Source organism: Kushneria phyllosphaerae, assembly GCF_900312995.1.
GTDB classification, from domain to species: domain Bacteria; phylum Pseudomonadota; class Gammaproteobacteria; order Pseudomonadales; family Halomonadaceae; genus Kushneria; species Kushneria phyllosphaerae.
In genome coordinates, this window is the sequence record NZ_ONZI01000001.1 from 700,637 (window position 1) to 714,490 (window position 13,854).

A 13,854-nucleotide genomic window follows, 5' to 3' on the forward strand; every position below is an offset into this window, starting at 1 on the left:
ACAGTGGCCAATTCAACCGAGGCACCCCAGTCACAGCCGGGTGATGAATACAGCATGAACCCGAGGCCCGAATACATTCGGGCCAGCTATCAGGGTACCGGCAAACTCAAGGGCAAGGTCGCACTGATTACCGGCGGCGACAGCGGCATCGGTCGCGCAGTGGCCGTTCATTACGCCCGGGAAGGCGCTGATGTGGCGATTGCCTACCTTGAAGAAGACCGCGACGCCGAGGATACCCGCGCGCTGGTCGAGGCAGAAGGGCAGCGCTGCGTGGTCATGAGAGGGGATGTCGGCAGCCCCGAGTTCTGCCGCGAGATCGTGGAAAAGACGGTCAGTGAGCTGGGCGGGCTCAACATTCTGGTCAACAACGCCGCCGAACAGCACGACTGGGACGATATCACCCGGATTCCCGATGAGCAGATCGAGCGCACCTTTCGCACCAACATCTTCAGCCATTTCTATACGGTCAAGCAGGCACTGACGCACATGAAGGCAGGCGATAGCATCATCGAGACGTCATCGATCAATGCCTTCAAGGGCAACGACACGCTGATCGACTACACCGCCACCAAGGGGGCCATTCAGGGCTTCATGCGCTCGATGGCCATGTCGCTGGTCGAGCGTGGTATTCGCGTCAATGCAGTCGCTCCGGGCCCGGTCTGGACACCGCTGATTCCAGCCACCATGGATGAAGAAAAGGTGAAAGGTTTTGGCGGGCAGGTCCCCATGAACCGTGTGGGCCAGCCCAGCGAGATGGCACCGGCGTATGTCTATCTGGCCTGTGAGGAATCTTCCTACATGAATGGCCAGACCATCCATCTCAATGGCGGCGTTATCCTTAATACGTAACGATATTACATAAATTACGTTAAATCGCCTCAAGCCCGCGCCATCTCCCATGGCGTGGGCTTTTTTATGCCGTATGCTGGCGCTCCCTTATCTGTATTGCGGATACGTTCCTGCTCATTGAATGATGTGTCCACCAGAATGTTTCGGTCGAACTGAACGACAATATTGCCGTTCACTTCGCAGACGATGGCGTTTTTTACTTGCCATGGACACTTCCAGTTCAAAAATGCTGTGACAGCCGTTTATCCAGACGCTATTTTTCCCAACGAGTCTTTTTTGGCATGCCATAAATTAAAAGAACTGCTTGTTTTTTGTTCGGGTCAAATTTTGATCAATTATTGCTTTATCAAATAGATATATTATTACGTAATTTATTTGATAATGGCTTCAGAGCAGGCCGGTCTGACGCGCTGCCATCGCTATCTTCCCGGTGATCGTCACGATATGGCGGTCTTGGCCCTCCTCTGGTGACCCGGTGAGTCAGAGGTGAAACAGCCTATGGGTGTTGTCTCGAAGAGTGTCGGCAATCTCCTGTGGCGGCTCTTCACGAATCTCGCACAAGCACTGCCAGATGTTTTTGATCCGTTCGGGGCGATTGGGCTCGCCCTGAAAACCCTGTACGGGCATGTCCGGTGAATCCGTTTCCAGCAGCAGCGAAGAGAGCGGCAGGCGCGCCAGGGTGCGCCGGGTCTTGGTGGCACGCTCGTAGGTCATTGTCCCGCCCACGCCAATGAAGTACCCCGCCTTGATAAAGGCCAGCGCCTGTTGCTCGCTGCCGGCAAAACCATGGACCACGCCACGCCTGGGCAGGTCGAGGCGCCTCAAATGCATGGCAAGCTTGTCGTGCGTGCGGCGCGAATGCAGGATCACCGGTAACTCATATTGGCGGGCCAGACGCAGCTGGGCGTCCAGCAGGGCTTCCTGCCGGTCAAATTGTGGATTGTCGATAAAAAGATCCAGCCCGATTTCACCGATGGCGACCAGCTTGTCGGAGCGCTGTTGAAGCCACGCTTCCAGCTGCGCCAGATGCTCGTTGCGAAAATCATTTATTGCCATGGGATGAATGCCAAGCGCGGCATACACCGGATCAAAACGCTCGGCCAGCGCCATCACCCCGGCAAAGCGATCCGCTGCGACGCCCACCGCAATGATCTTTTCGATACCGGCTTCCCTGGCCAGTTGCAGGCTTCGTGTTTCGTCACCGTGAAACGGTGGGAAATCGAAGTGGCAGTGGGTATCCACAAATGGCGAGGTCATGCCGGTACTCCTTTGCTGTCGTTGACGTCGTGGTCAGCTTGTCACACCGGAACAGGTCCACGTTAAGGCGTGCAGTACGCACGAGATCAGACGCTGACTGAATAACCTGTCCGCATTTTAGTCACGCCGGGATGTAGCGCCCTATAGAGAAGGGTGAATTGCACGGTGCGCAGAGACGTCTACGCTTTAGACATTCGTCGCAGCACGGCCGCGGCAGGATGCCAGTGGCCGTGTTCATCAATGGACGTGTGGTCTTGACCACGCAATGACAGGGAGCACCATCGTCATGGCAAAACAGATTCCCCCGCAGAAGCAGAACCGCCAGCCCGGCGTTGAAGGCGAGATGACGCCGCCGGCCGAGTTCATGCATCCCGATTATCGCGGTAGCGCCAAGATGCAGGACCTGGTGGCCATCATTACCGGCGGTGACAGCGGTATCGGTCGCGCCGCAGCCGTGCACTTCGCCCGCGAAGGTGCCGATGTGGCCATCATGTACCTTGATGAACACGAGGACGCCGAAGCCACGAAGAAGATGATTGAAGCTGAAGGCCGCCGCGCGCTGCTGATCGCCGGTGACGTGGCCGATGCCGATTTTTGCCGCAGCGCGGTGCAGCAGACCGTTGATACCTTCGGCAAGCTGGATGTGCTGGTCAACAATGCCGCCCAGCAGGTGCTGCATGACCGCCCCGAGGAGACCTCGGATGAGGAGTGGCGGCGCACCTTTGACGTCAATATTCACGGCTACTTCTACATGGCCAAGGCCGCTATCCCGCATCTGCGTGAAACGAAGGGGGCGGTCATCAATACCACCTCCGTCAACGCCTTTGCCGGTAATGCCAATCTGCTTGCCTACACCACCACCAAGGGCGCCAATGCAGGCTTTACCCGCGCACTGTCAAAAATGTGTGTCGGTGACGGCATTCGCGTCAATCAGGTCGCGCCCGGCCCGATCTGGACGCCGCTGATTCCCTCTACCATGGGCCAGTTTGACGAAAGTCTGGTCGAGGACTTTGGCAGCCAGTCGCCCATGGGGCGCGCCGGACAGCCGGCCGAGCTGGGCCCGGCCTATGTCTATCTGGCCTGCCGCGACAGCAGCTATGTGACCGGCCAGACCATCCACGTCAACGGCGGCATGATCGTCAACGGTTGATCGCGCGGCGCCCATCATATGGGCCGTCATGAACGGCCCCCGGCTGCCGACAGGTAAACACCATGCCTGTCGGCAGCGTGTTATCTGAAACAGGAGATTTCGAACATGGCCAATCAGTTTCCGGCACAGTCACAGGATCGTCAGCCCGGCCTTGAGTATGAAATGACCCCGGCACCCGAGATCATTCGTTCCGACTACCGCGGCAGCGGCAAGCTTGAAGGTAAAAAGGCGATTATTACCGGCGGCGACAGCGGTATCGGGCGCAGCGCCGCGGTGCATTTTGCCCGCGAAGGCGCCGATGTGGCCGTGATGTATCTTGATGAGCATGACGACGCCAAAGAGACAAAACGCCTGATCGAAGCCGAAGGTCGCCAGGCGTTGTTGATCAGCGGCGACGTGCGCGACAGCGGCTTTTGCCAGCAGGCCGTCGAGCAGGTGTTAAAGGCCTTCGGCGAGATCAATATTCTGGTCAACAACGCCGCAGTACAGGTGTTGCGTCAGGATATTACCGATATCCCGGACGAGGAGTGGCGCGAAACGTTTGACGTTAACATTCACGGCTATTTCTATATGGCAAAGGCCGTGCGCCCGCATCTCAAAACCGGGGACAGCATTATCAATACGACCTCGATCAATCCCTTCATCGGTAACGCCATGCTGATGGCGTATACCTCGACCAAGGGCGCGATCACCGGGTTCACCCGCTCGTTGTCAGAGTCGCTTATCAAGGAGGGCATCCGGGTCAACGAAGTGGCGCCAGGACCGATTTGGACACCGATCCAGCCCTCTACCATGGGCCGTTTTGATCCGACCCTCATGGAAACGCTGGGTGAGAAAATGCCGATGGGGCGTGCTGGTCAGCCCAGCGAGCTTGGGCCCGCCTACGTCTTTCTGGCCTCAAAGGATGCCTCCTATATCAGCGGTCACTCGCTGCATATTAACGGGGGGGCGATCATCAACTAGCGTGTGATGGTGCGCCGTGAAACAAAAACCCGCCGCCGGCATTGCCGGCGGCGGGTTTTTTTGCCGCCATGATGGCCCTGTCAGGGGGAGTTGGGGGCTGCGTCATTGGCGGCCACACGCTGCTCATCCGGTGTCGACCCTGAGGCCGGTTCGGGCGCCAGCGGCGGCATCGTCACCACACCGGCTGGCAGTGTGACGTGTCGTGTTTCATCGATGTCGGTGGCCGAATCGGCCAGCGACACCTGATAGTCACCGCCCTCAAGATGCCACTGGCGCTGCTTGCTGTCATAGCGGGCAAACTGGCGCGGGTCGATCTCAAGGCGAACTTCTCTTGATTCGCCGGGAGACAGCTCAAGGCTCTGCCAGCCGCCCAGACGGGCCGGTGAGCCGTCGGGGGCGTGAACGTAAAGCTGAGGCGTGGTGCGGCCCTTGCGATCACCAGTGTTGGTCACCGTGAAGTGCGCGGTGACTTTTTGCCCGTCCTTCTCAAGCGCCAGACCTTGGCGCTTGAAGGTGGTGTAGGACAGTCCGTGGCCAAAGGGATACAGCGGTGTCTCTTTCTGGCGTTCGAACCAGCGATAGCCGACATCGGCGCCTTCGCGGTTGTAATCAACATCGAAGAAGGCGCTGTTGCCAATGGTCAGCCCCGGCACCTTGGGTCGCGGCAGCTGCTGATCATTTTGTGCAAAGGTCACCGGCAGCCGGCCCGAGGGGTTTTTCTCTCCGAAGAGCACATTGGCAATTGCCTCACCGCCGCGCTGGCCCGGATACCAGGCCTCCATGATGGCGGCAACATCGTCGCGCCAGGGCATGGCCACCGGCCCGCCGGTTTCGAGCACCACCACCGTGCGCGGGTTGGCTTTCGCCACCGCCTCGATCAGGTCATTTTGCCTGTCCTCCAGCGCCAGACTCTGCATGTCCATGGTTTCCGAAGTCCATTGCTGGGCAAAGACCACGGCCACATCGCTGTCACGTGCCTGGCGTACCGCTTCATCAATGTCGTCGCCCGAGCTGAAGGTGACGCTTGAATCCGGTGCGTGCAGGCCGATCGCGCCCAGCGGTGAGGATTTGGGGTACAGACGCTGGGTGTTAACGCCTTTGGGCGGATTCAGGTCGGGCAGGGCGTCGCCATCCATCGGCACCACCGCGGCCGAGCCGCCTCCGGCGATCACGGCCCGGTCGGCATGGGCCCCGGTCACGCTGATGCGCTTGTCCTGCGCGCCATCCAGTGGCAGCACGCCTTGATCATTTTTCAACAGCACCATGGCATTTTCGGCGATGCGCTGGGCAACGTCGGCGTTGGCCTTTTTGTTGATCGGCTCGCGGGTGGGCGGATGATCGACAATGCCGGAAGCAAAATAGCTGCGCAGGATACGATGGGCCATGTCGTCGATGCGCTCGCGGGGCACCTCGCCACGTTCGACCGCCTTTTCCAGCGGCGCGCCAAAATAGACCACGCCGTCAAAGTCCTCGGCGGCGGACTGCTGATCCAGCCCCGCGTTGGCCGATGGGGCGCTGGAATAGACCGCCCCCCAGTCGGACATCACAAAGCCCGGATAGCCCCATTCCTTCTTGAGTACCTGATTGAGCAGGTAGCCGTTTTGACAGGCGTAGTCACCGTTGACCCGGTTATAGGCACACATTGCCGCGCCCGGGTGGCTGTGTTCAAGCGCGTAACGAAACGACAGCAGATCGGATTCCTGCAGCGCCTGATCGCTGATATCGGCACTGAGCTTGTGGCGTCCGGTCTCCTGAGCGTTCATCGCAAAGTGCTTGATGGTCGACATCACGTGCTGGCTTTCGATGCCGTTGATCTTGGCCGCCGTCGTCAGCCCCGATAGCAGCGGATCTTCTCCCGGCATCTCGTAGTTGCGCCCGGCGCGCGGGTCGCGCACCAGCCCGGCCGTGCCCCCCAGCAGTACGTTGAAACCATAGTGACGGGCCTCGCGGGCGATCATCTCCCCGCCCTGGCGGGAAAGCTCCGGCTGCCATGTGGCGGCGGCAGCCAGTACCGAAGGCAGCGCCGTCGCCTGTCGATTCGGGTCGATCCAGCCCGGGTTGGTCACGCCAAGATCGGCATCGGTCTGTTGCTGGGCGGGAATGCCCAGCCGGCTGATGCCGGGCACAAATCCGGCCGAGCCGATGGCGCCGCGCACGCGCTGTGACGAATCCATGGGCGCGGCAAAATCGCCGACCAGCAGCTGCATTTTCTCGGTCGTGGTCATCTCGTTTAATGCCGCGCTCGCGCGCTCGTCAGCCGAACGGCTCTGATCCATCCAGGGCGCCTGTGCCAGTCGATCACTCAGGCTTTGTTCAGCCTGCGCCAGCCGGCCAGGGCGTTGATCCGGCACCGGAGGCATCTGCGTGGCCAGCACCTGAGCGCTGAAAACAGCAGACAGCGTGATCACGGGCAAAAGAAAGCGTTGGCGCATGCGTAAGGTGTCTCCGGAGGATCGGGATACCGGGCCCGGATCAATGCGATTTTGGGGCGCGGAACAGTCAACAAGCGGACTACCTTAGTCGTATTCGGTGTGCCGTGCTGTGTCAAAACGTCAGCTTTTGCCAGCGAGTGACAGCAATCATGAGCTTGTGTGAGCCGGCGTCAGTGCACGCAACCGAAAAGCCGCGGGGCCGCTGACAGGGCGGCAGCGGCCTGTCACTTGGGGGAGGCGATCGAGCCCTCTGGTGTTTGATCCGAAACACTACTTCCCGAGACCAGGCACTTATGGCCGTTTTTTTGTGGTTCGATTATTTATGAGATTTTGAGCCATCCACCGTTTCTCAGTAGGCCGCCTGTCCCAATGAACAGGTCCTGTCAATTGACGGATCTGCTCGACCGTCACCTGATAGTGATTCAGATGTTGACCATGTCGTGCGTTTTCATGATCCGCGCAACGCGACTCCAGTAGCAGTCGTCATTTAATGGTGCTGCTCAACTGCAATGCCAGTTGCCTGATCGCCTTGATGGCATTGGCCCTGGAATTCTCAAAACGAGTATCACAGAACTCCTGATACTCGATACCAATATGGTGAATGTCGGTTGCGCCCAGATATTTCGCGACACTTTGCAGATGCGGGAGCAGATGTCCGGCTCCCTCATTAAGCTCTCCAGCAGCAAAGCCAAATTCACCGCTGGCGGTTAATAGAACCAGTGTCTTGCCACTCAGGGTGGGAGCCAGAGGTCGATCACCACGAGCGAGATCAAAGGTGAAGGTTCGCCCTACCCGTACCACCTGATCAACCCAGGCTTTCAGCGCGGCTGGCATACCGTAGTTATACATGGGCGTCGTGACCAGGATCAGATCTGCCTGCTCAAGCTCCTCGATCAAATGATTCGATTCTGCCAGCAGCTCGATATCCTTTTTCGAGCGTTCAGATGGCGGCCTGAAGGCTGCTGCGATCCAGTCTTCAGAAATGATGGCAGGCGGGTTCAACCCCACATCGCGCACGACCAGAGAGGTTTCCGGGCCGATTTCATTCCAGCATTCCATGAACAGATCTCCCTGCATTCGTGTTAGGGAGCGGGTCCGGCGAGCACTGGCAGAGATACGTAAAATAGAGGTCATGAATCGGCTCCATCAAGTCGTCAGGAAAAGAAAACGAGCAGCAATATTCAGCCTCTCAAGTCAGAATGACAAAAGGAAAGAATGCGCGTATAGATGAGTAATATTCATCTGTTCCGGATCGGATTCATGCCTTTTCCTTCCCTGTCCGCATTGCGCGCCTTTGAGGCAGCTGCTCGACTCGGCAGCTTCAAGACCGCCGCCGCAGAGCTAAATCTCTCGTCCACAGCCATTTCTCACCACGTTCGAAAGCTGGAAGAGCAGCTTGATACTGCTTTATTCGTGCGGGCTTCCCGGCAGGTACAGCTTACCGAGTCCGGTCACAGGCTATCCGTTAGTGCGACCCAGGCTTTCGCCGGGCTTCATGCGACACTGGATGAACTGCAGCAAGGAGCACGCCAGCTTACCGTCTCAACCACGCCTGCTTTTGCTTCTCTCTGGCTGGCGCCAAGGCTTGACGATTTCAGACAGGACTTCCCTGGAACAGATATCCGAATTCTTTCCTCATCCCAGCGCACCGACCTGAACCGGGATCGTCGGATCGATATTGCCCTGCGGTATGGACCTGCTGAAATGATGGGTCCCGATGCCGAGCAGCTATCACAGGAATCGATGGGTGCCTTCGCCAGTCCTTCCCTGGCAACACGCCTTGCCTCGCTTCAGGAGGCCGAGCTCATTGCTACTCGATGGGAATCCGATTCGTTGGCTCCCATTGAGTGGGCCTCCTGGCTGGAGTCTGCGGGAGAGTCGATCGAAGCTGCTCAGCGCGCGCTGAGCTTTGCTCATGAGCAGGAAGTGGTACAGGCCGGCCTTGCCGGAAAGGGAGTGATTCTGGTCAGCGAGTTACTGGTGAGATCCATGGTTGAGTATAACTGGCTGGTGCCCTGGCAGCCGGAGATCAGCGTAAAGGGATACGCCTATCACGCTGTGAGAAATCCATGGTCTGGCAAACAACCGATGATTGAGGCCTTTATCACATGGCTGCGCTGCGAGATGAGCGGCAGCCCGTGAAGAGTGGTGACAGGGAATGATTCCCGGATGCCCGGCAAGGGGCGCATTCGACCCTGTTTAGCACGCGCCTGATGAAATAATCGCCATTCAGCATCCATTGGCTGTAGCAAAAAGTTGGAAAGCCGCTGCGTCATGCCGTTTGCCTGTCACAGCTGATGTTTCTTCTTTAGCACGACAACCATGTGGTCAAAATCAGTGGTGATCAGATCAGCCAGCTTATCGAATCGCCGCTCCTTGATCAGCTCTAATCCGTGGGTGACCGCGTGGACGACGCGATCCCTGTTCTCATCTGCCCAGATACGCTTGGCCATAAAACCGACATCCAGCACCTTGTCCAGAACAAAGCGCGAAGCTTCTGAAAAGAACAGACGCTTGAACTCTGCCAGGCAAACTTCAGCGAGGTCATATTCGGCATGGGTCTCCTTGAGTCGGGCGTCTACGAAAGCGGAATATCTGGCGATGCGATCCTCCAAAAAAGGGAGGTTCGCAGCTGATCGGATGCCAAGATCAAAGATATGCGACGATAGCCGGATCATTTCGATCTGATCGTTGATTGAAGTCTGGGCAACGGCGAACCCCTTGCCTCTGGAATAATCCACCATGCCCCGTTCTGCGAGACGAATAAGCGCTTCACGCACCGGTACTGTGCTGGATGCCAGATCTTCTGCGAGTTCGCCGGGCAAGAGGTTTTGCCCACTCTCGAGTCTTCCGCTAATGATCCACATGCGCAGGGTCTCGAAGATACGGTGATCGTCCTTGAATGCCATTCCCGGCTTCCATCTCTATTTTGATGGTTATCCTAATATAACCATCCACCCGTAAACAGAGAGCGTTCTGGTGCAAGCCACTTCTTCCATGACAAGAACATTGGTTGGTCTCGGGTCAATACGCTTGCGACGATTAAAGGTCGGCTCTTTTGATCCATCCATGGCTGGCATGTACCCATGTGGCTCATGTTGGGCAGGGTATATTGCCGCGCCGAAAGGCTTCAAAAGAAGCAACGAGCACCATCACGAACACCCCGTTGACCAGAAAAGCGGTCGTTATCCCGAGCGCATCCGCCAGCGCGCCAATGGAGAGTGAGGCAAACTGCCCCCCTATCGACAGGCTTACGATCATGATGATCGAGAACGTCGAGCTACGTGAAGGATCAATGTTCATCGCACGCCCAAGAAAGATCGGAAATAACGCACCCATCCCGGCCCCCATGGCGAACGTGCCGACGAGATAGGCCATGTCCGTGTGCACATAACTCAGTGACAGGCTCCCTCCGATCACGAGTACAAACAGCATCCGCAGAGCCCATATGGTCTGCATGCGATCATTCAAGGCGATTGCGGAGAGACGCGCTGTAATCATGCCCGCCAGAAACGTGACATGACCAAAGCGGGCAAGATCGTTGATACGCCCGGTTTCAATGGCATAGGTCACAAGCCAGACGTTATGCCCCCATTCCAACCAACCTAGCGAGAAACTTGCCAGGGACAGGGCGATGAGTCCCTCTGCCCGGCCTGTCCTGCCGACGTCGGTTTCGCTGCTCTTCTGGCTTGATATACCTGGATCGTTCCTTTGCATCCAGCTCAGCGCTCCGAAGAATGCTGCCAGCACAATGAACAGTGCAGCAAACAGCGCAAACGGTAGCTGCCAGTCAAACCCCTGTGCCAGGAGCGCCACCACCATGACAGGCGCAAGCAGGTTGCCCACACTGAACACGACATCAAGCATGCCAAGCGCTGATACCCGTCGATGGGAGAAGGTCTGTCCGATCAGGGTATGCGTGATGGTGAACGTTGCGCCGCCTACGATGCCGAGCATGGCGAACGCGGCCGCGTAGATAACGAATCGATCGGTCGCAAAAAGCCCGATCGATATGATGGCTGCCATCGCGGTTGTGAAACCCAACAGGGTGGTCGGGGACATGCGCTCGAGCAGGGGCTTCGAGGCGAACGATCCGATGCTGAACGCTCCTGACCAGGCGAAGAAAACAAGACCCGCCTGGGTTCCGGTCAGGGCAAAGTCCGCAATGGTTTCAGGCAAGAGGGGGCCCGTAATGACCCCCACCATACCCCATGCAAGAAATGACAGGCCGGCCGCAATCAGCAACAGGGTTCCTAGAGTGAAGAAGACCGTTGTTGGTGCTTCTTTACTACGAATGCTATCAGAATGAGCAGGCATGCCATCTCCCCTGCAATGATGCTTGTGCGGTCGGATTTATGGTCAAGTCAATGACGCAATGTCATACAATGCTTTCGGCCTCATGTTCCGTCACCACCTCACTGGACGCCGCGGGACTGGCACCAAACCGAATGACCGTTTTCAGATCAGGGTTTCTCCTGTACTCGGCGAAGGTATCGGCGACCAGATCAGTGTCCTCGAAGTCCAGCTTTCTGGTCATGATCTACTCGGGGGTGATAATCGCGCTTGTCACCAGATTAAGCGCGGTACGCATGACCTGAGCCGTATTGCGCATCGGGTAGCACCCGACATCAAATGCTGCAGACTTGAATGCTTCTTGTGAATGGTTCGAGATGACCAGGCTCGGTGAGCTGAAGAACTTTCATCTCGGCACCAACAGGTGCTGTCGTTGCGACGTGAGCCGCAAGATCCATTTGAGAAACGAGGTGGATATCTTTCTGGGCCATCGTCATCAATTGTTGCTTCAGTTCTTGTTTTTCATCGAGATCGAGGGTTGAGTCATTCGAAATCAATGAGAGCAACATAACCGATGGCAGAATCAACCGGGGAATGATCAGTTTATAAAGTGGCTATAGAGCACAGGTAATGGCGCCAATGCCGTGGCCGGCAAGGACTTCTTGCCCCCCCCCCCCTGTCAGGATTCCATTGCGTCATCCTCAATTGTTTGGTCCCGGAGTGCCATGATTTATGGTAGAACCCGGGCCGGTTCATCATGATCCAAATCACGACTTCCCGGGACCAGGCACCTAGAAAAACGTCGGCTCAACGGCAGTTACCGACAGATTTTCATCCACCCAAAGTCCCTGACGCCATTTGTCGAAGGTCAGACACGGATGGGAGGCGCCAAAGGCAATGATGTCCTCGATGCCAATGTCGGCGTCTTCGGGCACGCGCAAAAAGGTGTGTTGATCCATGATGTGAACCACCTGCCAGTCGGTGACATCGCACCGGTACTGGCCGTCCCGATACAGCCGCAGGGCCATCGGCAGATCCGGGTCGCAGGAGATATCGCGTTTGCCCATCGAAACGATCGCAAGCCCGGGCTCGGGCAGTGACTGCACCTGGGCGAACACTTCCAGTGCCGGCTCAAGCGCGCCTTCAAGCTCGGGGCGGCGTTCACTGACGGCTTCCATGGCCTCGCGATAAAGGCGGTGATCGTGGGCCACATAACAGCCCGGACGCAGTACCGGCGTGTAGTGCTCGCGCAGTTCGGCCTGATCGAAGGCCTCGGCGATCAGGTCAAACCATTTTGACCCCGACGCCGTGACAATGGGCGCCGGCGTTGCCAGCACGCCACTGCCATGAAGGTGTCTGACGGTGTCGACCAGCCGGGCACCATAGGCTCGCACATCCTCCAGCGCACTGTCGCCGCCGATCATGCCTTCATACCCTTCGATGCCGGCCAGCTTCAGGGCCGGCGCCTGCCGGATGGCCTCCACCAGCGCGGCCAGTTCCTCGGCGTTACGCACGCCACACCGACCGCCGGGGACGCCCAGCTCGATCAGTACCTGCAGGCGCTGGCCGCGACCTTCAAAGAAGTCGTTGAGCGTACGCACGTTATCGGTGTGGTCTACCGTGCAGTAATAGTCCAGCCCGCCTTCGATCATGTCGCAGACCAGTGCCATGTTGGCCTGACCCACCAACTGATTGGCCATGATGAGCCGACGCACGCCGTGTTCAAACGCTGCCGCGCACTGAGTCGCTGTCGCCAGTGTGATGCCCCAGGCGCCCGCCTCCATCTGGCGCCGAAACAGCGCCGGCATCATGGTGGTCTTGCCGTGCGGCGCCAGGCGCGCATGGTGGTGATCGGCAAAGCGCTGCATCCAGGCAATGTTGTGCTCCAGCACCTTCTGATGCAGCACCATCGCCGGCAGGCTCACGCCTGTCAGCAGACTGTTTCCCAGCACCGGACTGCCCTTTTGAAGGGTCTGGCCATCGGTAGGCGAGATCGAAGAGGTTGGCATGATATAGCGCTCCTGACGAAATGTTGATGTTGTTGTCACCAGGCACTGGTAGCGGCGCCTTTAGTGTCCGTAAAGCGTTCTGGCCGCCTGTTTCAGCGCCTTTAGCAGTTCGTCGCGGCGTGCGGTGGTTGCATCGCGGCCGATGGTGAAGCACAGCGTGGCGTGCGCGTGGCCGCCCTGGTCCAGCACCGGTACGGCCAGACAGCAGGCAAAGCTGTCGGCCAGCCCCTCGGTCATGGCGTGGCCCTGCTCGCGGGCCCGGTCGATCTCGGCAAAAAAGGCCTCGCGAACGATCTCGCGCCCGTCCGGCAGGATGAAATCCTTTGCCGGGATGAAATCGGTAATCGCCTCAGGCGTCATGTCGCCCAGCAGTACCCGTCCCGACGCCGTCCAGGGAATTGGAATGCGCACGCCCGTGTCCGCGCTGATGCGAAAGGGGCGAGTGCCGTTGTCATCGAGCACCACGGTGTATTTGTTGCCCTCCAGCATGCAGAACTGGCTGGTTTCGTTGAACTCGGCGGCCAGTTGGCGCAGCACGCTGCGTGCCCGGCTGATCAGGTCATTGTGGTGGGCGTAATCCAGACCAAACAGGTGCATGGCACGACCAAAAAAGATGCGTCCGTCACGGTCCACCTCCAGCCAGCCGGCCTCGCTCAGGATGCTGACCAGTTCATAGACGCTCGAGCGCGGTGCGCCGGTAGCCTCGACCAGTTCGCGCGGCGTCATGGGTGCCTTGTGGCGATGCAGCTGGGTACAAAGATCAATCACGCGATCAACGCCCCGGGCGCGCTTGCCGGACGCAACGGCAGGGGGCTCTGAAGCATTGGGCATATCCGACATGAAGGCTCGCTCTTGATTCAACGGTAGTCCGGTCATCGTGCACCGGATGACGCCATTTGAC

12 protein-coding genes are annotated in these 13,854 nt (G+C 58.2%); 4 read left to right on the top strand and 8 right to left on the bottom strand.

Translation table 11 applies throughout. From position 1 onward, the window contains the following. Positions 1–3 precede the first annotated feature (3 nt). Positions 4–849, top strand: a complete 846-nt coding sequence (locus KSP9073_RS03090; protein WP_207771393.1) for an SDR family oxidoreductase — start codon at positions 4–6, stop codon at positions 847–849. A gap of 480 nt (positions 850–1,329) precedes the next feature. Here KSP9073_RS03090 and KSP9073_RS03095 read toward each other — a convergent pair whose 3' ends face one another. Further along, entirely contained in the window at positions 1,330–2,106 is a 777-nt protein-coding gene (locus KSP9073_RS03095; protein ID WP_108841470.1) for a TatD family hydrolase, read from the bottom strand. A gap of 286 nt (positions 2,107–2,392) precedes the next feature. Here KSP9073_RS03095 and KSP9073_RS03100 point away from each other — a divergent pair, with 286 nt between their 5' ends. After that, a complete protein-coding gene (locus tag KSP9073_RS03100) occupies positions 2,393–3,256 on the top strand; it encodes an SDR family oxidoreductase (RefSeq protein WP_108842016.1) in 864 nt (287 codons plus the stop codon). Positions 3,257–3,361: 105 nt separating this feature from the next. Beyond that, positions 3,362–4,219, top strand: coding sequence for an SDR family oxidoreductase (locus tag KSP9073_RS03105; protein WP_108841471.1), 858 nt, complete (start codon positions 3,362–3,364; stop codon positions 4,217–4,219). Positions 4,220–4,299: 80 nt separating this feature from the next. Here the strand turns inward: KSP9073_RS03105 and KSP9073_RS03110 are convergent, their stop codons facing one another. Both KSP9073_RS03110 and KSP9073_RS03115 read right to left on the bottom strand, forming a co-directional pair. Next, positions 4,300–6,651 (bottom strand): beta-glucosidase family protein, encoded by a 2,352-nt coding sequence (locus KSP9073_RS03110; RefSeq protein ID WP_108841472.1) that lies wholly within the window; start codon positions 6,649–6,651, stop codon positions 4,300–4,302. A gap of 483 nt (positions 6,652–7,134) precedes the next feature. Continuing rightward, positions 7,135–7,785, bottom strand: coding sequence for an FMN-dependent NADH-azoreductase (locus KSP9073_RS03115; protein ID WP_108841473.1), 651 nt, complete (start codon positions 7,783–7,785; stop codon positions 7,135–7,137). Between the two features lie 93 nt (positions 7,786–7,878). Here KSP9073_RS03115 and KSP9073_RS03120 point away from each other — a divergent pair, with 93 nt between their 5' ends. After that, positions 7,879–8,793 (top strand): LysR substrate-binding domain-containing protein, encoded by a 915-nt coding sequence (locus KSP9073_RS03120; protein ID WP_108841474.1) that lies wholly within the window; start codon positions 7,879–7,881, stop codon positions 8,791–8,793. 146 nt (positions 8,794–8,939) lie between these two features. Here KSP9073_RS03120 and KSP9073_RS03125 read toward each other — a convergent pair whose 3' ends face one another. The 5 genes from KSP9073_RS03125 to KSP9073_RS03140 all read right to left on the bottom strand — a co-directional run bounded on the left by KSP9073_RS03125 (position 8,940) and on the right by KSP9073_RS03140 (position 13,793). Continuing rightward, positions 8,940–9,560: a GntR family transcriptional regulator gene (locus KSP9073_RS03125; protein WP_108841475.1), complete on the bottom strand. Its 621-nt coding sequence runs from the start codon at positions 9,558–9,560 to the stop codon at positions 8,940–8,942. A 184-nt stretch (positions 9,561–9,744) separates the two neighbouring features. After that, complete coding sequence (locus KSP9073_RS03130; RefSeq protein ID WP_108841476.1) at positions 9,745–10,968, bottom strand: MFS transporter; 1,224 nt, start codon at positions 10,966–10,968, stop codon at positions 9,745–9,747. A 61-nt stretch (positions 10,969–11,029) separates the two neighbouring features. Next, positions 11,030–11,188, bottom strand: coding sequence for a hypothetical protein (locus KSP9073_RS17570; protein WP_165814132.1), 159 nt, complete (start codon positions 11,186–11,188; stop codon positions 11,030–11,032). Between the two features lie 547 nt (positions 11,189–11,735). Beyond that, positions 11,736–12,953, bottom strand: a complete 1,218-nt coding sequence (locus tag KSP9073_RS03135; protein WP_108841477.1) for an amino acid deaminase — start codon at positions 12,951–12,953, stop codon at positions 11,736–11,738. Positions 12,954–13,013: 60 nt separating this feature from the next. After that, on the bottom strand, positions 13,014–13,793 hold the full coding sequence (locus tag KSP9073_RS03140) for an IclR family transcriptional regulator (protein ID WP_207771394.1): 780 nt from the start codon (positions 13,791–13,793) through the stop codon (positions 13,014–13,016). Between the last annotated feature and the right edge of the window lie 61 nt (positions 13,794–13,854).